Source organism: Pseudoalteromonas sp. 3D05, assembly GCF_002723455.1.
GTDB lineage: Bacteria > Pseudomonadota > Gammaproteobacteria > Enterobacterales > Alteromonadaceae > Pseudoalteromonas.
Genome location: NZ_PDUS01000004.1, coordinates 134,143 through 154,643 on the forward strand (window position 1 = coordinate 134,143; position 20,501 = coordinate 154,643).

General features: G+C 40.8%; 18 protein-coding genes. 9 read left to right on the forward strand and 9 right to left on the reverse strand.

The window, feature by feature from the left end:
• Window positions 1–352: 352 nt before the first annotated feature.
• Both CSC79_RS06160 and pepB read right to left on the reverse strand, forming a co-directional pair.
• Window positions 353–919 (reverse strand): phosphoribosyltransferase family protein, encoded by a 567-nt coding sequence (locus tag CSC79_RS06160; protein ID WP_099294960.1) that lies wholly within the window; start codon window positions 917–919, stop codon window positions 353–355.
• Between the two features lie 252 nt (window positions 920–1,171).
• Entirely contained in the window at window positions 1,172–2,467 is a 1,296-nt protein-coding gene (gene pepB / locus CSC79_RS06165; protein WP_099294961.1) for an aminopeptidase PepB, read from the reverse strand.
• Between the two features lie 80 nt (window positions 2,468–2,547).
• On the opposite strand from pepB, the gene sfsA reads away from it, so the two are divergent.
• Window positions 2,548–3,267: a DNA/RNA nuclease SfsA gene (gene sfsA / locus CSC79_RS06170; protein ID WP_099294962.1), complete on the forward strand. Its 720-nt coding sequence runs from the start codon at window positions 2,548–2,550 to the stop codon at window positions 3,265–3,267.
• Here sfsA and CSC79_RS06175 read toward each other — a convergent pair.
• Window positions 3,257–5,803 carry a penicillin acylase family protein gene (locus tag CSC79_RS06175; protein WP_099294963.1) on the reverse strand — a complete coding sequence of 849 codons (2,547 nt, stop codon included), beginning with the start codon at window positions 5,801–5,803 and terminating at the stop codon, window positions 3,257–3,259. The two genes, sfsA and CSC79_RS06175, sit on opposite strands and share 11 nt — an antisense overlap.
• A gap of 200 nt (window positions 5,804–6,003) precedes the next feature.
• On the opposite strand from CSC79_RS06175, the gene CSC79_RS06180 reads away from it, so the two are divergent.
• The 8 genes from CSC79_RS06180 (at window position 6,004) to CSC79_RS06215 (ending at window position 12,627) form a co-directional block, all read left to right on the forward strand.
• Window positions 6,004–6,993 (forward strand): AraC family transcriptional regulator, encoded by a 990-nt coding sequence (locus CSC79_RS06180; protein WP_099294964.1) that lies wholly within the window; start codon window positions 6,004–6,006, stop codon window positions 6,991–6,993.
• 217 nt (window positions 6,994–7,210) lie between these two features.
• The gene (gene dksA / locus CSC79_RS06185) at window positions 7,211–7,654 is read left to right on the forward strand and encodes an RNA polymerase-binding protein DksA (protein ID WP_058560218.1); all 444 of its coding nucleotides are present in this window, start codon (window positions 7,211–7,213) and stop codon (window positions 7,652–7,654) included.
• An 18-nt stretch (window positions 7,655–7,672) separates the two neighbouring features.
• Window positions 7,673–8,620: a tRNA glutamyl-Q(34) synthetase GluQRS gene (gene gluQRS / locus CSC79_RS06190; RefSeq protein ID WP_099294965.1), complete on the forward strand. Its 948-nt coding sequence runs from the start codon at window positions 7,673–7,675 to the stop codon at window positions 8,618–8,620.
• 284 nt (window positions 8,621–8,904) lie between these two features.
• The gene (gene pcnB / locus CSC79_RS06195; protein WP_099295072.1) at window positions 8,905–10,209 is read left to right on the forward strand and encodes a polynucleotide adenylyltransferase PcnB; all 1,305 of its coding nucleotides are present in this window, start codon (window positions 8,905–8,907) and stop codon (window positions 10,207–10,209) included.
• A 4-nt stretch (window positions 10,210–10,213) separates the two neighbouring features.
• Window positions 10,214–10,699, forward strand: a complete 486-nt coding sequence (gene folK, locus CSC79_RS06200) for a 2-amino-4-hydroxy-6-hydroxymethyldihydropteridine diphosphokinase (protein ID WP_099294966.1) — start codon at window positions 10,214–10,216, stop codon at window positions 10,697–10,699.
• A gap of 31 nt (window positions 10,700–10,730) precedes the next feature.
• Window positions 10,731–11,525 carry a 3-methyl-2-oxobutanoate hydroxymethyltransferase gene (panB, locus tag CSC79_RS06205; protein ID WP_099294967.1) on the forward strand — a complete coding sequence of 265 codons (795 nt, stop codon included), beginning with the start codon at window positions 10,731–10,733 and terminating at the stop codon, window positions 11,523–11,525.
• Window positions 11,525–12,379, forward strand: a complete 855-nt coding sequence (panC, locus tag CSC79_RS06210) for a pantoate--beta-alanine ligase (RefSeq protein ID WP_099294968.1) — start codon at window positions 11,525–11,527, stop codon at window positions 12,377–12,379. The genes panB and panC overlap by 1 nt, the downstream gene beginning before the upstream one ends.
• Window positions 12,380–12,387: 8 nt before the next feature.
• Window positions 12,388–12,627 (forward strand): hypothetical protein, encoded by a 240-nt coding sequence (locus CSC79_RS06215; protein WP_099294969.1) that lies wholly within the window; start codon window positions 12,388–12,390, stop codon window positions 12,625–12,627.
• A 265-nt stretch (window positions 12,628–12,892) separates the two neighbouring features.
• On the opposite strand, the gene CSC79_RS06220 is transcribed toward CSC79_RS06215, so the two are convergent.
• From CSC79_RS06220 to epd, 6 genes are all read right to left on the reverse strand, one after another.
• Window positions 12,893–13,861 (reverse strand): phosphate ABC transporter substrate-binding protein, encoded by a 969-nt coding sequence (locus tag CSC79_RS06220; RefSeq protein WP_099294970.1) that lies wholly within the window; start codon window positions 13,859–13,861, stop codon window positions 12,893–12,895.
• Between the two features lie 72 nt (window positions 13,862–13,933).
• On the reverse strand, window positions 13,934–15,280 hold the full coding sequence (phoR, locus tag CSC79_RS06225; protein WP_099294971.1) for a phosphate regulon sensor histidine kinase PhoR: 1,347 nt from the start codon (window positions 15,278–15,280) through the stop codon (window positions 13,934–13,936).
• A 65-nt stretch (window positions 15,281–15,345) separates the two neighbouring features.
• Window positions 15,346–16,035 (reverse strand): phosphate regulon transcriptional regulator PhoB, encoded by a 690-nt coding sequence (gene phoB, locus CSC79_RS06230; protein ID WP_099294972.1) that lies wholly within the window; start codon window positions 16,033–16,035, stop codon window positions 15,346–15,348.
• Window positions 16,036–16,627: 592 nt separating this feature from the next.
• Window positions 16,628–17,692 (reverse strand): class II fructose-bisphosphate aldolase, encoded by a 1,065-nt coding sequence (gene fba / locus CSC79_RS06235; protein ID WP_099294973.1) that lies wholly within the window; start codon window positions 17,690–17,692, stop codon window positions 16,628–16,630.
• Window positions 17,693–17,907: 215 nt separating this feature from the next.
• Window positions 17,908–19,083, reverse strand: a complete 1,176-nt coding sequence (locus tag CSC79_RS06240) for a phosphoglycerate kinase (protein ID WP_099294974.1) — start codon at window positions 19,081–19,083, stop codon at window positions 17,908–17,910.
• Window positions 19,084–19,137: 54 nt separating this feature from the next.
• Window positions 19,138–20,154, reverse strand: a complete 1,017-nt coding sequence (gene epd, locus CSC79_RS06245) for an erythrose-4-phosphate dehydrogenase (RefSeq protein ID WP_099294975.1) — start codon at window positions 20,152–20,154, stop codon at window positions 19,138–19,140.
• Between the last annotated feature and the right edge of the window lie 347 nt (window positions 20,155–20,501).

Genomic DNA, 20,501 nt, shown 5'->3' on the forward strand with positions numbered 1-20,501 from the left:
CCAGCCGGAGACTTTTAGCGATAACAAGGCGAATTTACGCGTCAATAGCTAGCCTATTGCAAGTAAATTCAACGCAGTTAGCGTTGAAAGTAGCCGCTGGAGATAGATTTATTATCCAGAACTCAGGTTAAGAGATGTACTAATATATTGATATTAAATCACAAATATATTTATTAGTCTCCAGCCGGAGACTTTTAGCGATAACAAGGCGAATTTACGCGTCAATAGCTAGCCTATTGCAAGTAAATTCAACGCAGTTAGCGTTGAAAGTAGCCGCTGGAGATAGATTTATTATCCAAAGTTCAGGTTATTTAATATTAGCTCGTTGTTTTATTATTTAGTAATGCTTAATTTACTTTTCTAGCAATAAATCATGTATTTTTGCAAGGTCAGTTTTACCTTCTATGATCTCATCAGGCGTTAACCCTGAAAGTTCATGTGGGAAAACGAGCCACTCTTCAGATTCATGAATGTAATAATCTGGTTTCATATCAACTTTTGAGTTTTTCGGCTTGTAGTATGGGCATGCTACCCGGATATCTTTTGGTAAATTTAAACGCATTAACTCTGAAAGTTTTTCTTTTAATGCAAAAATACTGCGGCCAGAGTCAAAAACATCATCAACAATTAATAACGAATCACCAGCGTTGGCGTTTTCAATAATGTAATGTAAACCGTGAACTTTGATCTCTTTTGATTGCTGATTAATACCGTAATACGAAGACGTACGTACTGCGATATGATCAGTTTCAATGCCCTTATAGTCATAATATTCTTGCACAGCTATACCAATTGGTGCACCACCGCGCCAAATACCAATAATAAAATCAGGACGAAAGCCGTCTTGGTAAACTTGTGCGGCAACGCGAAAAGAATCTTCAAGCAATTGCTGCGCCGTGATGTAAGTCTTATCAGACATAATAGAAACCCCAGTGTAAGTAGTTCAATCAAGTGTAGTCTAAGCAAGACAAAGTTAACCACCTGAAAAGCTGTGGGGCGAGATTTTAGCGTAAATTAGGATAAAAAGCTTGTTTGCGGGGAATTTTTAATGGTTTGCAGCTAAAAACGAATCTAAACGTACAGCACAATGAGCCCTTTATAAAAATAGCACCTTATTTTCACAAGGTGCTATATTCATCTAGAGTGCTTATCTAGCCGCTTCTAGGCTAAATTATGCTTTTTCAAGTAATGTACGTGCAACGGTACGCATACCAACGGTGGTTGCGCCAGCAGCCCATTGGCCAGTGCTACCCATATTAAAGGCAGCGGCTAAGTCAATGTGCACCCAGCCTTTACCATCGTTTGGTACAAAACGCGATAAGAAACCTGCGGCATTTGATGCACCGCCATAACCGCCCCCTTTTTGCGCACGGCTATTTGCGGTATCAGCATAAGGCGATGGGCAGTTTTGTTGGTGCCACTTTTCAAGTGGTAATGGCCAACCTGCTTCCATTTCTTGCTCTGCAAAGCCTTCAACTTCACGTACAAACTCTTTATCAAGACCAAATAAGGCATTGTACTCTTGACCAACGGCAACCAGTGCAGCGCCTGTTAGAGTTGCAGCATTGATAATAAGCGGTGCACCTGTTTCACCTGCAGCCATAAGACCATCAGCAAGCACTAAACGTCCTTCAGCATCGGTATTTACAATTTCAACTGTTGTGCCATTTTTATAAGTCAAAATGTCACCTAGCTTGTAAGCATGGCCCGAAATCATGTTCTCTGCGCAGCATAAAAATAACTTGATACGTTTGTTGATACCACGGCTAATAGCCAAGGCAAGACCTGCAGTAACCGTGGCTGCACCACCCATATCGCACTTCATGCCCAGCATGCCTTCACTTGACTTAATTGAGTAACCACCTGAGTCAAACGTGATCCCCTTCCCCACTAATGCCGCATCAACAGGTGCATTGTCGTCCCCAGTTGGGTTGTAATCTAATGCTAGTAATACTGGCGGGCGCTCACTGCCACGACCAACAGCATGAATACCAATCCATTGCTGCTCAAGTAACGCATCGCCTTTAATAATCTGGTAGCTGACATGCTCTGGCGCAAGTGATTGAATAAACTCAGCCGCTTTACCTGCAAGGCTTTCAGGGAAAATATCATCTGCTGTGCCGTTGATCATTTCACGCGCCCATGTGGCAGAGCGTAATAATGAATTTAGCTCTTGGCTGTCCGTTTTTGCATTTTGTGCAAATTCAACGCCAGCTAACGTTTTCGGAGAAACAAAGCCTTGGTAAAACGCCCATTGTGTTTCAGTACACCAGCAGTCGCCAGCTAAAACTACATTTTTAACACCTTGATTGGCAATCGTACGCGCCGCTTTTTGCACGTTTTTTAAAGTCTCTTGCTCGGCTAGGTGAACTGTAGCACCGTGCTCATTAAATGAAAGTGTGGCGTTTTCGCCCCAATGAGATGCAGCCGCTTGTTCGCTTAATTGAACAACAAATTTTTCAGACATGTTAGAATACTCTTTGCGCTAATTAGTGGCATTGAGTCTACTATAGCTGGCACAACTTCCCAACCGATTGAGACCAAATAATGAAATTTGCTAAGCCATTACAACCAGCCACATTAATCAAACGCTACAAACGATTTTTAGCCGACTTACGCTTAGCGAATGGCACTGAGTTTACTGCGCATTGCGCTAACACAGGTAAAATGACAGGCTGCGCAGAGCCTGATTTCAAGGCATTTTACTCAACCAGTGATAATGCAAAACGTAAATACCCACATTCTTTAGAACTCACTCAGAACCAATTTCAACACCTCATATGTGTTAATACAGCAATGGCAAATAAAGTAGTCGAAGAGTCTATTCAAGCAAATTTTATTAGTGAGCTTAGCGGTTACCAGCAATTACAAAGCGAAGTAAAATATGGCCAAGAAAACAGCCGTATCGACTTTTTACTCAGCGACCCTAATCGCCCAAATTGTTATGTTGAAGTAAAATCAGTCACGTTATTAAGCCAAGATGCGCCAAAAACAGGCCAAGGGTACTTTCCTGATGCGCAAACATTACGCGGGCAAAAACATATTCGCGAATTAATAGAAATGGTTGAACAAGGCCATCGTGCAGTATTATTGTTTGCAGTTTTACATGAGGGCATAACCCAAGTGAGTGCAGCAAAACATATCGATGAAAAGTACGCACAGTTGTTAACTGAGGCGATTGCTAAAGGTGTTGAGGTATTGGCTTACAAAGCGAAAATTTCGGCCAAAGAAGTTACTTTGGCCGAAAAAGTAACATTTATTCCTTAGCTAGTGAAACATCCATTTCACCGATTAAATTAAGGTTAATATCTTCATCTTTGAACAATAATGGTCTGAGTGTGGCATTTTCAGAGTAAAAACGTGATTGATCATCAAAATGATCCGACGTTGAGTCTGAGCTTTGCGACATCGTTAGTAGTCCTTTGGCAACCGGACCACCGTCGGTGAAGTTCATCACAAACATCCAACTAGAACCATAATTGACCGGATAACCTGCACTACTTAGGTTTGAGCGTAGTGGTTCACCCGTAATAGCATCATTTAACGCTTGATGATCAATGTAAGGGATCAAAGTTGAACGAGTTGTGCCGCTACGATCGAATCGAAACACATTGAATCCACCTTCAACATGCATAGGGCCGCTCCACGGTAGTTTTTCCCCTGAGGCATTACCTCCTGCAAGCGTTTTCTCTACAAACTGCATTTGTGCAAGGGTTGCATCAAGTGCGATCCCATTACTTTGTAATGTAGCCACAGCATGTGCCAAGGTAACCAAGGCAGAGCCGTCAATACGCAAAGTATTAGGTGTGTTCGCAGGGTTCGTAACATCAAAATTATCTGCAAGCAACGTATCTGCATCAAATAAATGGGCAAACTCACGAATAAGTGCGGCACCTTTAGTTTCTAGGTTCATTGCGCCATTCCACTGCGCTAACACGCTACACGCTTGCGTTAAATCAATACTATTACCATTACTTAACATGACTGGTGTGTCACCTTGCGCTTGGCACTGAGCAACCAGCTGTTCAAACACCAGTTCACCAAGGTAAATGCGATCGCCAACAAGCGCTGTTTCAAGCTCATCCAGGGTGAATAAACCATCTTCGCCACCGCCATCTTTTAATAGCTGTAAGCCCATTCGAGTACGTAATGAAAGCGGTTTGTGTACATCACCATATTGTGCGGCAAAACCGAGTAATGGTTGCTCTGGATTGGTTACCCAATAACTATCGTTAGAATTTTGCACATAGTCGGTACGGTTTAACTGCGGCACTTTTTCAAAAGGTACATTGCCATCAGCTTCAAACAATTTTAAGTTACCGGGTACTAAATCAAACCCGGTCGATTCGCGCAGTGCAACGAGTTCAGGCTGAATACGAATCGCCATATTAGCGGTATCACCCACATTAAGCACTGTACTGTCATCTACGAAAAATACATTACCGTCTTTATCCGTTGCCATTGTATTGTTAAACGACACGCCATCAAACTGCGCAAACGAGGCTTTCATATCTTCTAGGCTACGCGCTTGGTTTAATGCTGACCACTGAGCAACTACGTCCATGTTGAACTCGTTGGCATCTTTAATCGTAAACGCGTGGCTATCATTCCAACCTAAGCCGTTTGCAGCCGGTGTTTCAATCATCAAGCCGTGATGACTGTAATAAAAGTCTTTTTCCAGCTCGATTGTCATACCCGGTGCGACCGCGACTTCAACCGAGACTTTTTTGCTGGTTATCGCATATTCATCATCTTCAACGCTATAACTCATGCGGTCATTTTCATTTAGTGCTAATTGATAGATTAAAAAATGCCGTGCTGTTGAAAATGTATGCGTCCAGGCAACATGTTCATTAAAGCCAATATTGATTACCCCTGGCATCCCTTGCAAACTGCCGCCCATCACATTCATGGCACCAGGAATGGTTAAATGTGATTGCCAAAATCGTAGGTTACCTTCGTGAGGAAAGTGTGGATTGGCTAATAACCCCCCTTTGCCATTGGCCATTTTATCTTTACCCACCCCCCAGCCATTTGACCCTAAATGCTCGTATTTTTTCTCTAGTTTAAAGCTTTTAGCTTGTTGATTGATATTTTTAACAACACTTGAAACTGCACTAGGTTCTGACGCTTTTGGGGTCGGTAAATATTCACCGCCGTCACCTGGATTGGCTAAAAATGCAAGATCTAAAAAGTTAGCTGAGCTTGCAAGCTGCACTGTTGCCATGGCGTATGCCAACATATCTTCTGGGGTTAATTCAAACACCCAAGGCTGGGAAGCGCATTCTGGGGCTAAGTTATCAGTGCCAGTATCGCTTACATATTTGTTAAAACCTTGCACAAAGCCTTCATAATGCGCGCGGCTATCGTCATTTAGTTCATTATAATGCTCTTTCGCATAGGCGTTAACGCCTAAAGCTTTATAGCCAAAGTCAGAAATTAAATGCGCTGAATCACCACTGCCAGGGACTTTGTCTGGGCCAAAATATTTAGCTCGTTCGCCACGCGTTTTCACAATTTGATCCAGTAATAAACAACTATGATCTTTGGCATAGGCATAGCCACTACCAAACGCTAAGCTTTCTAAGTTATCAGCCTTAATATGTGGCACCCCAAAGGTCGTCCAGCGAATATTTGCATCGAGCTTATTATCGTCATCAAATGCTGTAATTACAGGTGCGGGTTCTGGGTTTGGCTCAACGACTATAGGTGGCGGCTCAACAGTATTTTTGTCATCATCGGAGCCGCATGCGGTTAATAATAAGGCTGCAGCAATACTAATAGAGAGTGTGTGAAGTTTCATTGTGGTTCCTTGTTGGTTAATCTGAATGCTATAGACAATAAGCTGAAGCTATTACCCTTAATTCTGATTACTCTTTGTTTTTATCCAATGGATACCATGCCTTATAAAATTGTCTAAATCTTGACTCCTCACGCAAAAAATTGACTTTACGCGCCAACTAATGCAGCTTGATGTTATCTATTTATTAAAAAGTAACTAAAATGTATTTTGTTAGTAGCCAAATAATTCGCTCCTTAGTGCACTTTTTGATAGCACAAGGGCTTGCTCCAGAAGCAGTAAATAAACGTTTACTAAATCGTGCGAACCACCTCGATGATAGCCGTTATAAATATCCAGTTTCAGATTACGAACAGCTAATGACATTTGCAGCACAACACCTTTGCTGCGATCATATCGGATTAAAGTTCGGTCAATCTTTAAAAACGCAAAGCTGGGGTTTACTGGGTCACATTGCGCTAGTGAGTGATTCTTTAGGCAAGGTGCTGCAACACGCTTTACAACTTAATACATTAGTAAGGAATGTGGGGATTATTCAACTGCACCATGAGCAACAAACAAGTCATTTAAGCTGGTACCCAAGTACTAAAATACAGCATTATATGGTTGATGAGCTATTTAGTAGTTGGCTCTCTTTCGCAAAATATTGCAGTTTTAAAAACACAGATTTATCGCTTATAAAGGTACAACTTACTAGATCTGAACCCAAGCCTGAGAGTTTGCGCGCATATAAAGCCGTATTTAATTGTCCTATAGAGTTCCACGCAACAACCAATACGCTTAGCTTTAAAAGTAACATGCTTAGTAGTCCACTTAATTCAGCAAACCAAGAACTAGAGCAATTACTGTCAGCACAAGCAATTGAACTTATTAGTGAAAATGACCGTATAAACCAGCTTAAAGCATACATAACCGCACACTTTCCCAATGTACCTAATGTTGAACAAGCAGCAACACAGTTTGGTTTTAAAAAACGCAGCTTACAACGTTATTTAACTGAACAAGGCTGTAACTATTCAATGCTGGTTGATGAACTTCGCAAATACCATGCGAAGCGTATGTTGCTTAATAAGTTTAGTGTATTGGAAGTAAGTAACCGATTAGGGTTTTCAGAACAGAGTGTATTACAACGCGCATTTAAGCGTTGGTATGGTTGCTCACCAAAAAAGTTTTTAACACAAATAAAAAATTAAGTTGTATTAATTATTTTTGCCCATATAACAAGGCCAGTAAAAAAATCACACTGTGATTAAAAAGCAATCAAAATAATCGCCTGATACCTTTTAAAGCAGTAAAAACAAATTAACCACAGCTAATTAATTAAAAATAAATTTGCCTAGGCCATAGGATTCTGTTATTTATAGCCGCCGGCTAAAGCTGGGCATTATATTAAGGATTTAGGAGAAAGTTATGCCAGACCAAAAAAAATTAGGGTTATTGGCTCAGGCCGGATTAGAACCGTACCAAGAAAAACCGGGCGAAGAGTATATGAATGAAGCACAACGTGCTCATTTTAAAACTATTTTGGAAGCATGGCGCAACGATTTACGTAACGAAGTAGACCGCACGAAGTCGCACATGCAAGACGAAGCTGCTAACTTTCCTGATCCAGTTGACCGCGCTGCACAAGAAGAAGAGTTCTCTTTAGAACTTAGAACACGTGACCGTGAGCGTAAACTGATCAAAAAAATTGAAAAAACAATTATCCTTATCAAAGAAGATGATTTTGGATTTTGTGAATCATGTGGAATTGAAATTGGTATCCGTCGTTTAGAAGCACGTCCTACAGCTGATTTATGCGTAGACTGCAAAACACTTGCCGAAATCAAAGAAAAACAAGCTGGACGCGGTTAATAACTTTTAAGTTAAACCATGTCGATAACCACAGCCGTTACTGCGCCACTGCGCAATTATCGCGGACGCTTTGCGCCGTCACCTTCTGGGCCTCTTCACTTTGGCTCCTTGGTTGCGGCTGTGGGCAGTTACCTAGATGCAAAACATAATCAAGGCAGCTGGTTAGTTCGTATTGAAGATATAGATACAACCCGAGTTGTAAAAGGCGCCGCTGACGACATTCTCAAAACACTAGAGGCCTACGGCTTGTATTGGGATGAGCAAGTTGTTTATCAAACTCAGCGCCATGAATTATATCACCACTATGTAACGATGCTAAAAGAGCAGCACTTGGTTTATGCGTGTGACTGTTCTCGCAAACAAATAAAAGCGCTTGGCGGAATATACCAAGGTCACTGTAAAAGCCGCTTTGTGGATGCAAGTAAGTACGCACTTCGCCTCACTCAATGCCACCCCACAATTCGTTATTTTGACTTGATTCAAGGTAATGTTGTTGTAGATTCAGCCCTCGCCCATGAAGACTATATTATAAAACGCAGCGATGGATTATTTGCTTATCAACTTGTGGTTGTTGCTGATGATATTGAGCAAGGGATCACTGATGTAGTACGAGGCGCAGATTTATTAGAACCAACTGCAAGGCAGTTAAGCTTATTTAAGCAGCTTAAAGCTCCAATTCCTAATTACGCGCACTTACCTTTGGCCGTTGCAAAACCAGGATTTAAATTATCTAAGCAAAATTATGCACCCGCCATTTGTAAACAAAATCCAAAGCCCAGTTTATTCAACGCATTTGAGTTTTTAGGGTTAGCACCTAAACCAAAAATATCCACACTCAGTGTAGAGAAAATGATGGCATGGGCTATCAATCGCTATGACCTCCAACACGTACCAAAAGTACCACAAATTCAGATTTCTCAAGCTGACGCTAACCAAGCAACCATTTTTAAGCAACTAATTAAGTAATTAATACCTAAATAGCGTTTATTTTAAAGCCACCAACTTAATTTTTAAGCTGCGCTGGTATATTATAAGCCACGCAATACGTTTATCGCCAAGTATGCACATTCCTCGTGCAGTTAATATCAAAATACAGCTATACTTGGTTTGATTTTTGATGGATATGCCGTCAATTAACAGAATTCTGTAGGAGACAGATTATTATTTCCAAGCTTTTTCAATTTTGTCGGCAAATTATTGGGCCAAATGGCACTCAAACATCTCAACCAGAACAAGCGCAAAGCTTGCCTTTGGTTATTGGACGTAATGAGCACGGTATTTCGCGTAAACAATTTAGTCCAAATGCAATTAAAGTATTATATCGCCTGAAAGATGGGGGGTTTGACGCCTACCTTGTGGGTGGTTGTGTTCGTGATATTTTGCTAGGGCAACAGCCAAAAGACTTTGATGTTGTAACTAATGCCACACCAGAACAAGTAAAAAAGCTATTTCGTAACTGTCGTTTAATTGGTCGCCGATTTAGATTGGCACATATTGTTTTTGGCCGAGAAATTATTGAAGTTGCAACAATGCGCGGACACCATGAAGCCGCTGAAGATAAAAATCAAATCAGTCAATCTAGCGATCAAGGTCAACTGCTGCGAGATAATGTTTTTGGCAGCATTGAAGAAGATGCTGAGCGCCGCGATTTTACAATCAATGCCTTATATTACTCTATTAATGACTTCTCAATTCATGACTTTGCCAACGGTATTGCCGCGATTAATGCAAGGCAAATAGAGTTAATTGGCGACCCACAAACTCGCTATAGAGAAGACCCAGTTCGAATGTTGCGCGCAGTGCGCTTTGCCACAAAGCTTGATATGACGATTGCGCCTGCAACTGAAAAGCCAATTAAAGAGCTAGCAAGTCTGCTTGATAACATTCCTCCAGCGCGGTTATTTGAAGAAACATTAAAGCTTTTCTTAAACGGCAAAGCCGAAGAGAACTTTCTTATGTTGCGCCGCTATGGTTTATTTAAGTCATTATTTCCAGCGCTTGATAAAATCTTAGATAAAAATACTGAGGGATTAGAGCATTCTCTTATTCAGCAGATGTTCCGCAATACAGATGAACGGATTAACGCGGATAAAAAAGTCACACCAGCTTTCATCTTTGCTGCTCTATTATGGTTCCCGTTATTAAAAATAGCGAAACAGCTACAACTGAGTGAACAACTTTCAGAGTATGATGCGTACACCCAAGCAATGAATAAAGTGCTCAGTGAGAACGCACAACACATTGCCGTGCCTAAGCGTTTCACCTTGGGTGCACGTGATATTTGGCATATACAGCAGCGCTTAGACAAACGCTCAGGCCAACGTGCATTTAGGTTGACTCAACAACCTCGCTTTAAAGCCGCTTATGACTTTTTACTCTTACGCGTGCAAGCGGGTGAGCATCAACACCAAGAACTTGCAAATTGGTGGAGCGAATACCTAAGTAAAGACGTAAATGGCCAGAAAGATATGGTTAGAGCATTAGGTAGCCAAGGTGCACCTAAAGGCCGACGCCGATCACGTCGTCGTAGCAGCCCAAAACCGGCAACTGAGTAACAAAATGGCAACTGTATATCTTGGTCTAGGGGCTAATTTAAACGCCCCTCGTGAGCAGTTAAACAATGCTATTTTAGCCTTACAAACGCTTCCCCATTGCGAGCTTATTAGTGTGTCTCATCACTATGCTAGTAAACCGATGGGCCCAAAAGATCAGCCGGATTATGTCAATGCCGTAGCGGCTATAAATACATCTCTACTTCCCGAGCAGCTTCTTGATTTTACACAAAAAATTGAGCTAGACCACGGGCGTGTTCGTAAAGAAGAGCGTTGGGGTCCACGCACGCTGGATATCGATATTTTATTATTTGGAAATCAAGTAATTAATACTGAACGGCTAACAGTTCCCCATTATGGTTTGACTGAGCGTGAGTTTGTTGTCTATCCATTACTTGAAATTGCGCCTGATATCACATTGCCAACTGGCAAAAGATTAACAGATATTACCGCAACATTAGCATTAAACGAATTACAACAATTACCTCTGTAATTAATTTCAGGGCGTTGCCTACGAGGATATTATGTCTAAAATAACAGTCTCTACTCTCAATAAAATGAAAGCAGAACAACAAAAAATAACCGCTTTAACCGCTTACGATGCCAGCTTTGCTAAGCTCTTTTATGATAACGGTGTTGACGTTGTTTTAGTAGGTGATTCTCTTGGTATGGTGCTACAAGGTGGTGACGATACCCTTGCAGTAACAAATACAGATATTGCCTACCATACTCGCTGCGTGCGTGCTGGTAGCCGTGATTTATTTGTCATTGCAGATATGCCGTTTATGACCTATTCAAGCCCACTGCAAAGCTGCGAAAATGCAGCGCAACTCATGCGTGCAGGGGCTAACATGGTTAAGTTAGAAGGGGGGGAATGGCTGTACGATTCAATTACAGCCCTGACACAACAAGGTATTCCTGTATGTGGGCACTTAGGACTCACGCCTCAGTCTGTGCATGTTTTTGGTGGCTTTAAAATTCAAGGCCGCATCGAAGAGCAAGCTAAAAAGATGATTACAGATGCACAAGCGCTTGAAAAAGCAGGCGCACAAATGATTGTGCTTGAATGTATACCTGCTGAGCTTGCAAAACGTATTACAGATGCGGTCGATATTCCGACAATTGGTATTGGCGCAGGAAATCAAACTGATGGTCAAATTTTAGTTATGCATGATTTGGTGGGAATTTCTGCAGGTTACATCCCTAAATTTTCGAAAAACTTTTTATTAGAAACAGGTAATATGCCTGATGCCGTTAAAAAATACTGCAATGATGTTAAAAGTGGCACCTTCCCAAGCGTTGAACATGAGTTTAAATAATGCAGTCTATAACTGAAATAAAATCATTACGCAGTCAAATCAAAGCTTGGCGTCAAGTCGGCCTTAGTGTTGCATTGGTTCCTACAATGGGAAATCTGCATCAAGGTCATTTCTCACTGGTAGAAAAAGCAAAAACAATGGCTGATAAAGTTGTTGTTAGTATTTTCGTTAATCCAATGCAGTTTGGTGAAAGTGAAGACTTAGATAGTTATCCGCGTACGTTGAATGCTGATAAACAAGGGCTAGCTGAGCTGGGCACCGATATTGTTTTTACTCCCACTGTAGAAACCATTTATCCAAACGGTTTAGGCGCACAAAGTTATGTTGATGTACCTAATATTTCAATGGGTTATTGTGGTGGGTCTCGCCCAGGTCATTTTAAAGGTGTTGCAACCGTAGTAACTAAGCTATTTAATTTGGTTCAACCTGACTTTGCCTGTTTCGGTGAGAAAGACTTTCAGCAGTTACAAGTTATCAAAACGATGGTGCGCGATTTATCTATCCCTGTTGAAGTGATCGGCGTTGCAACTACTCGTGAAGTCTCAGGACTTGCGATGAGTTCTCGTAATGGTTACTTATCTGATCAACAAAAAGCTACTGCGGCTAATTTATTTAAAACATTATCTTACGTTGCAGCGCAGTTAAAAGCTGGCCAAAATGACTTTTCAGCTCTTTGCCAACAAGCAAAGCAAACGCTGAGCGATGCAGGATTAAAAGCAGATTATTTTGAGATAGCACAGCGCGATACCTTAAAAAGCGCTACAGTAAAAGATGAACAATTAGTCATTTTAGCTGCTGCATATTTAGGTAATGTGAGGCTAATCGATAACTTACAAGTTGATATAATAAATTAGGGATAAAAATGAATTCACTACTTAAAATAGCTAGTACCACTTTACTTGCTGGACTTTTGCTAGGCTGCCAAAACCAGATAGAAAATCCAGAAATGCAGCAGTGTGCACAACAAAACTACCAATGTGAGCTTAACTGTGAGCAACAAAGCACAGGGGAAGGCATGGTACACAAAGTATGCAGTACAAAATGCATAGAAACATTCAATCAATGCAAAGCCAATGCTGAGAAGCTAGGGGAAATGCAATAATAATAGTTTAAAGCTTATCAACCTTACTCTGATAAGCTTCTGTGCTCTGCTTAAGCAAACCCTAACCACAACTAACTAACCTAAATTTGAATAACTAATCAAATATTAATAAGTCATTAAAACGAACTTTAAAGAGTGTGTGAAGTTCAGGGTCTGTTGAACTTCCAAAGTTAAATTTGCAAAGGTCAACAGACCCCAGTGTTACTAGCCATAAAAAAACCGCCTTTATTTATAAAGGCGGTTTTTATTATTATCAATTATATGATTATAAAAGACCTAGTTTCTTAAGCTCTCTCATTGCCATCGCGCCTGACAATGGCACATAACCGTCTTTCTCTACAATCTTTTGACCGCTTTGAGAAAGTACCATTTTAAGGAACTCTGCATCAATTGGAGAAAGTGGTTTATTAGGGTGCTTGTTAATGTATACGTACAAGAAACGAGATAACGGGTATTTACCTGTTGCTACGTTATCCAGGGTAGCATCTACGAACTTGTTTCCTTTTTTAGCCAGTGGAACAGTACGAACACCCGATGTTTTGTAACCGATACCTGAGTAACCGATTGCATTTACAGAAGATGAAATTGACTGTACAACTGATGCAGAGCCCGGTTGTTCATTTACATTGTTACGGAAATCACCTTTACATAAAGCCATTTTCTTAAAGTAACCATACGTCCCTGATACAGAGTTGCGACCATAAAGCTGAACATCTTTAGCTGCCCAATCACCAGTTAAGCCTACATCGCTCCAGCGAGATACTTCATCTGATGCGCCACATTTACGCGTTGATGAGAAGATAGCGTCAACCTGATCAATACGAAGACCTTCAATTGGGTTATCTTTGTGAACAAATACAGCAAGAGCATCAATTGCAACACGCACTTCTGTTGGCTTGTAACCATAACGTTTTTCGAACGATTCAATTTCTTTTGACTTCATCTTACGGCTCATAGGGCCGAAATTTGCAGTACCTTCAGTTAAAGCAGGTGGCGCTGTTGAAGAGCCCGCAGCTTGAATTTGAATATTTACATTAGGGTAGAAGCGCTTATATTCTTCAGCCCAAAAAGTCATCATGTTGGCAAGAGTGTCAGAGCCCACTGATGAAAAGTTGCCTGAGATACCTGTTGTTTTCTCATACTCAGGTATCGTTTTATCTAAAGCTAGCGCTTGTGCAGATACTAATGTTGTAACAGCCACACCCATTGCGGCAACTAAACTTTTAAATTTCATAGGGGTTACTCCGATTTGTTCGTCCCATTTCCTAACTGCTGACTACTTTAAAGCCATTAAATGACAGTTAGATTACTTAATTGTTGCACTTTTATGACTTTCAAGTGTTTTTGAATTACCACTCTCTACAAGCTTCTCTTTTGAGAACGAAAAAGAGAAACATGAGCCTTCACCAAGCTTACTTTTTATTTGTAAATGGCTATCATGGCGTGTAAGTACATGCTTTGTTATCGCCAAGCCTAAACCAGAACCACCCGTTGTTCTACTTCTGGCTTTATCTACACGGTAAAATCGCTCAGTGAGGCGGTTAATATGTTCTGGCGCGATACCATCACCATTATCAACAACAGAAAAAACGGCTTGATTGTCTACTCGTAGCCAACTTACGGTTATTTTCCCGCCTGGTTTAGTGTAATGAATAGCATTAAACACTAAATTAGAAAACGCACTTCGCAGTTCATCCTCAGCGCCTTTAATATCAAGCTCTGTATCAACCTCAAATGTGAGCTCATGCCCTTTGTCTTGATTAAGTGACTGGGCCTCAGTGCGAATATACGCCAATAACTGAGGGACATTGATTGCTTTATCATTATCTTGTCGTCTTACGCCTTCGATGCGTGACAATGATAATAATTGATTTACCAAGCTATCCATACGCTTACACTGTTCTAACATAGTATTCTGCGCTTTATTCCATATAGCAGGCGGTGGCATCATATCGCCATCAAACATTTCTAAATAGCCTGTCACTACCGTCAAAGGTGTGCGTAACTCATGCGACACATTTGCAACAAAGTCTTTGCGCATTTGTTCTAGCTGCTTTAAACGAGTAACATCCCTCACAACCACCATAAGCTGTGAGCTTGCGTATGGCATGACACGGTATTCCAGTACTTGCTCAACACTGTGTGTATTTTCAAGTTCAAGAGCTTCATCAAATTTTTCTTGGTGCATATATTTAGCAAATTTAGGATCACGAATTAGATTATCTAAACGTTGTCCATGATCAGCAGGCCACTGCAAACCAAGTATTTTTAACGCCAATTGATTACACCAAACAATACTAAGATCCCGCTGTAACACTACAACAGCATCAGGGACAGCTTCAGCACCATCACGAAAGCGGCGAATTAGATCTGCAAGTTCATTTCTCTTTTTGCGATTGCGATGCTGTAGATGATAAATTCCTTCAAAAACTTGTTCCCATGCACCTTCACCTTCCGGTGGATTAAAACTGCGTTGATTAAGTAGCCAATCACTGAGTCGGTAAAGTTGATGATAATGCCAAACTAATAATGAAAATGAGCCTAAAAATAAAAGCAAAAATGGCGCACCAATAAGCACGCCAATAAGTAGTAGGGGTAAAAAATAGATAAGCAAACGCTTAGCAAGCGCTTGCTTATTAACAACTCGATACATAAACTCACTTTACCTTAGAAAAATAAACTTAAGCTAATAAAGTCATTAACTTAACGTTTAAGATACTATAGTTTACTCGAAAAACGGTAACCTGCGCCTCTCACCGTCTGAACCAGTCTATCATGTCCCAGCGGAGCTATCGCTTTACGCAAACGACGAATATGCACGTCGACTGTTCTGTCTTCAACATAGACATTAGTCCCCCACACATTATCTAGCAATTGTTCTCGGCTATATACGCGCTCAGGGTGAGTCATAAAGAAGTGCAATAATCTAAACTCTGTAGGGCCCATGTCCAGCTCGCTGCCATCAGAAGTTACGCGATGTGAAATTGGATCTAAGCGTAAACCGTGTACCTCAATCGCCTCTTCTAACGACGTTGGTGAAACTCGGCGGATAACCGCTTTAATGCGCGCCATCAGTTCTTTCGGTGAAAATGGTTTCGTTACATAATCGTCAGCACCGACTTCTAAGCCTCGGACTTTATCTTCCTCTTCGCCACGGGCTGTTAGCATGATGATAGGGATTTTGCGAGTATGCTCATTTTGTTTAAACTTTTTAGCAATTTGAATACCACTGCCACCTGGTAACATCCAATCCAGTAGAACCATGTCTGGATATGGTTCGACCATGGCTGCAATAGCAGAATCGTAATCTTCGGCCTCAATTGCTTGAAATCCATTTTGTTCTAATACAAAAACTAACATTTCCCTAATAGGCGCTTCGTCATCGACGACAAGTACTTTACGTGACATTCCAATTCTTCTCTTTCGTTATCGAACTTGTTTTCATTATTATGACTAAGTATGACATTTTTATGAAAGTGTAACGTGTAAATTAAAATGAGCGAAAAAAAAACACAAACAACGCAAAAAAAGTATTAAAACTCATCAATTAGACTTGGTTCAAGCAACCTTTTCTTACTTTACTGCAAATGAAGTAGATCAGTAACCAATATAATTAATCTTCAGCTATTAGCTTTTTAGTTTTAAAAATAGCCTCAGCCTATTCCAATGTAAAAATAAGTTATGGATCAAATTCATACCAAGTAAACAAATTCGGATCATGCTTATACTAACTAACTTGGATCTGGGATCATGATTGTACTAACACAAGAATGTAAGGCGTTGATCATTTGTACAAACGTTACAATTTACGCTGGATTTTCAAACAAAAAGCACATATTAGATCGTGATCCTTAGTAAAAGACTGATCTCAAGAATAAAGCGTTGGTAAAAACCCGATCCTTTCCTTTATTAGTTAGTAAGGGAATGATCTTTCTTAATTGTGCGGGCATAAAAAAAGCCAGCTCTTTGCAGATACTAGCTTTATTTTCAATCTATTAAGTTACTTAACTTGTGGATCTAACTCACCAGATAAGTATTTAAGATGCATTTCATCAAGTGAGATTGGCTTGATCTTACTTGCTTGACCCGCAGTGCCAAACGCTTCATAGCGCGCTACACAGATCTCAGTCATTGCTTTCGTTGCTTCAGCAAGGTATTTTCGTGGATCAAAGTTTGATGGGTTTAGTGCTAAGTGACGACGAATCGCACCTGTTGATGCTAAACGTAAATCTGTATCAATGTTTACTTTACGAACACCAAATTTAATACCTTCAACGATCTGCTCAACTGGAACACCATACGTTTCAGGGATTTCACCACCATATTGATTGATAATTTCAAGCCACTCTTGTGGTACTGATGACGAACCATGCATAACAAGGTGAGTATTAGGAATACGTGCATGTATCGCTTTAATACGATCGATTGCTAAGATGTCATCCGTTGGTGGGCGTGTAAATTTATAAGCTCCGTGAGAAGTACCACAGGCAATTGCAAGCGCATCACAGTGAGTTTTGCTAACAAAGTCAGCGGCTTCTTCTGGATCTGTTAGCATTTGATCTGTAGTTAATTTACCTTCAGCACCAACACCGTCTTCCTCACCAGCTTCGCCAGTTTCAAGAGAACCTAAAACACCTAACTCGCCTTCAACCGATACACCGCATGAATGAGCAAGCTCAACTGTTTTACGTGTTACATCAACATTATACTCATAGCTTGAAGGTGTTTTCCCATCAGTCATTAATGAGCCATCCATCATTACAGATGAAAAACCTAACTGGATTGAACGCTGACAAACGCCAGGTGAAGTACCGTGATCCTGATGCATAACCACTGGGATGTGTGGCCATTCTTCGATGGCAGCTAAAATCATATGACGAATAAATGGGGCGCCAGCATAGGCACGAGCACCGGCTGAACCTTGCACAATTACAGGGCTATTTGTTTTATCAGCCGCCATCATAATAGCGCGGATTTGCTCTTGGTTATTAACGTTAAAAGCTGGCACGCCGTAACCATTTTCAGCTGCATGATCAAGAAGTTGTCGCATACTGATTAAAGCCATTGGGTATTCTCCAAATTATCGATAGCTGCGTTAACGCAACACTACCTAGTCGAACGGAATAGTTTAATTCGATGCATTCACTGCATCACGACAGTCTTGGCACTTGCCAAACCTACCGCCAACACAAACCAGTAATTAAATAAGGGTGAGAGGTATTTAATTAATGGTGTTAGCCGGTGTAAGTAAATTTACTTACACCAACAAGCATGCTCGTTTTATTTAGCACGCTCTTCTAGCATAGCAACAGCTGGCAATTTTTTCCCTTCTAAAAATTCAAGGAAAGCACCGCCACCGGTTGAAATGTATGAAACTTTATCGCCAATACCGTATTTATCAATCGCTGCTAGCGTATCGCCGCCACCAGCAATTGAGAACGCGTTTGAATCAGCAATCGCTTGTGCAATTGCACGCGTGCCATTACCAAACTGATCAAATTCGAACACCCCAACAGGGCCATTCCAAACAACAGTACCAGCGTTGGCAATAATTTTAGCTAATTTACTCGCTGTATCCGGGCCAATATCAAAAATCATATCATCACTGGTTACTTCACTAACATCTTTTAATGTTGCAACCGTTGATTCTGAAAATTCATTACCCACAACAACGTCGGTAGGCACTGGTATTTCACCATTGTTACTTTTAGCTGCTGCGCATAATTTATTTGCTTCATCTATCAAATCAGCTTCATAAAGTGATTTACCTACAGGATGACCTGCCGCAGCTATGAAAGTATTTGCAATACCGCCACCAGTGACTAGCTGATCAACAATCGTTGAAAGTGAGTCAAGTACTGTTAATTTGGTTGATACTTTAGAACCACCAACAATAGCAACAAGCGGACGTGCTGGGTTATCAAGCGCTTTTCCAAGGGCTTCTAGCTCTGCTGCCAATAAAGGGCCCGCACACGCAACGTCGGCAAATAAACCAACGCCATGGGTTGAAGCTTGTGCACGATGAGCAGTACCAAAAGCGTCCATTACGTACACATCACATAGTGCAGCAAGCTTTTTAGACAATGCCTCGTCGTTTTTCTTTTCGCCAACATTAAAGCGTACGTTTTCAAACACAACCACTTCATTATCAGCGATTTCAACACCATCTAGGTAGTCTTTTTCAAGGCGTACTGTTTGTTCTAGTGCCTCATTTAAATAATCAACAACTGGAGCCAATGAAAACTCTTCGTTGTATTCCCCTTCCGTAGGACGGCCAAGATGTGACATCACCATTACTTTTGCGCCTTTTTCAAGGGCTAGTTTGATACTTGGTAATGCTGCACGAATACGTGCATCTGAGGTCACTTTACCTGCTTTGACTGGTACATTTAAATCTTCACGAATTAAAACGCGTTTGCCGTTTAAATCTAAATCTACCATATTAATGACCGACATGGACTTCTCCTTAGTTAACGATACTGACTTGAATAAAAATTCTTAATTATATTTCTAGTTTTCTGCAACCATCATACACCGTGCGGTGTCAATCATACGGTTGGCAAATCCCCATTCATTATCACACCAGACTAATAACTTTATCAGTCGTTTATGACTAACTCGTGTCTGCGTGCCATCAATAATACATGAGTGTGCGTCATGGTTAAAATCAACAGAGACCAATGGCTCCTCTGTATAACTTAAAATACCTTCTAATCTATCTTTCGCAGCCGCTTTTAAAGCTTTATTTACTGTAACTAAATCTACGTCTGTATTGACTGTGACGCTCAAATCCATCGCCGTAACATTGATAGTAGGCACTCGCACAGCGATGGCTTCAAATCGGCCATGAAATTTGGGTAAAATCCGCTCAATACCGCGTGCTAACTTTGTGTCTACCGGAATAATTGATTGGCTTGCTGCACGAGTACGGCGTAAATCATGGTGATAAGCATCAATGACTTGCTGATCATTCATCGAGGCATGAATAGTGGTGATTGCACCCGATTCAATTTCAAATGCATCATCAAGCACTTTAATGACAGGTACAATACAGTTTGTTGTACATGAGCCGTTAGATACTATTGTGTGCGCAGCGGTTAATTCATCGTCATTGATACCATAAACGATAGTGGCATCTACATCAGCATCCGCAGGTTGAGAAAATAATACCTTTTTTGCGCCCGCATTTAAGTGAAGTTGTGCATGTTCACGAGAATGAAACACCCCTGTACACTCTAGTACCACATCGATATCAAGTACCTGCCAAGGAAGTTCACACGGATTTTCTTCGCAAAATAATGCAATTGAATCGCCGGCAACATTGATACAATCTTCACCGAGTGTAACAGGAAATTTGAAACGTCCATGAGACGTATCATATTTAAGGAGGTGAGCGATCCCTTTAGGATCCGCTAATTCATTAATAGCAACAATTTTGATCTCATCGCTTAGCCCTGATTCATACAGCGCTCGGACGATATTTCGACCAATTCGACCAAAACCATTAATTGCAAGTTTGATTGCCATTCGAAAGAAAATCCACTCTAGTTGCTTGCAGATAAAGGCAATCTGCCTTTTTGATGGCGGTATTGTAATCGACCTTGAGATTGAATATAAGAGCTGAACAGCAGAAACTTAAAATTAACCATGTTTCGATGGCCCAAATTTTGGTAATCGACCCTGCAATTGAATATAAGAGGCAAAGTTAAATAAATGTTTAGCCCTCCTTCTTGATGGCCCTCCTTCTTGATGGCCCACCTTTTGGTAATCGACCTTGAGATTGAATATAAGAGCTGAACAGCAGAAACTTAAAATTAACCATATTTCGATGGCCCAAATTTTGGTAATCGACCTTGCAATTGAATATAAGAGGC

Excerpts from the sequence above, each read along its gene's own strand:
- CSC79_RS06160 (WP_099294960.1), bottom strand. The coding sequence starts at position 919 with ATGTCTGATAAGACTTACATCACGGCGCAGCAATTGCTTGAAGATTCT.
- pepB (WP_099294961.1), bottom strand. The coding sequence starts at position 2,467 with ATGTCTGAAAAATTTGTTGTTCAATTAAGCGAACAAGCGGCTGCATCT.
- sfsA (WP_099294962.1), top strand. The coding sequence starts at position 2,548 with ATGAAATTTGCTAAGCCATTACAACCAGCCACATTAATCAAACGCTAC.
- CSC79_RS06175 (WP_099294963.1), bottom strand. The coding sequence starts at position 5,803 with ATGAAACTTCACACACTCTCTATTAGTATTGCTGCAGCCTTATTATTA.
- CSC79_RS06180 (WP_099294964.1), top strand. The coding sequence starts at position 6,004 with ATGTATTTTGTTAGTAGCCAAATAATTCGCTCCTTAGTGCACTTTTTG.
- dksA (WP_058560218.1), top strand. The coding sequence starts at position 7,211 with ATGCCAGACCAAAAAAAATTAGGGTTATTGGCTCAGGCCGGATTAGAA.
- gluQRS (WP_099294965.1), top strand. The coding sequence starts at position 7,673 with ATGTCGATAACCACAGCCGTTACTGCGCCACTGCGCAATTATCGCGGA.
- folK (WP_099294966.1), top strand. The coding sequence starts at position 10,214 with ATGGCAACTGTATATCTTGGTCTAGGGGCTAATTTAAACGCCCCTCGT.
- panB (WP_099294967.1), top strand. The coding sequence starts at position 10,731 with ATGTCTAAAATAACAGTCTCTACTCTCAATAAAATGAAAGCAGAACAA.
- panC (WP_099294968.1), top strand. The coding sequence starts at position 11,525 with ATGCAGTCTATAACTGAAATAAAATCATTACGCAGTCAAATCAAAGCT.
- CSC79_RS06215 (WP_099294969.1), top strand. The coding sequence starts at position 12,388 with ATGAATTCACTACTTAAAATAGCTAGTACCACTTTACTTGCTGGACTT.
- CSC79_RS06220 (WP_099294970.1), bottom strand. The coding sequence starts at position 13,861 with ATGAAATTTAAAAGTTTAGTTGCCGCAATGGGTGTGGCTGTTACAACA.
- phoR (WP_099294971.1), bottom strand. The coding sequence starts at position 15,280 with ATGTATCGAGTTGTTAATAAGCAAGCGCTTGCTAAGCGTTTGCTTATC.
- phoB (WP_099294972.1), bottom strand. The coding sequence starts at position 16,035 with ATGTCACGTAAAGTACTTGTCGTCGATGACGAAGCGCCTATTAGGGAA.
- fba (WP_099294973.1), bottom strand. The coding sequence starts at position 17,692 with ATGGCTTTAATCAGTATGCGACAACTTCTTGATCATGCAGCTGAAAAT.
- CSC79_RS06240 (WP_099294974.1), bottom strand. The coding sequence starts at position 19,083 with ATGTCGGTCATTAATATGGTAGATTTAGATTTAAACGGCAAACGCGTT.
- epd (WP_099294975.1), bottom strand. The coding sequence starts at position 20,154 with ATGGCAATCAAACTTGCAATTAATGGTTTTGGTCGAATTGGTCGAAAT.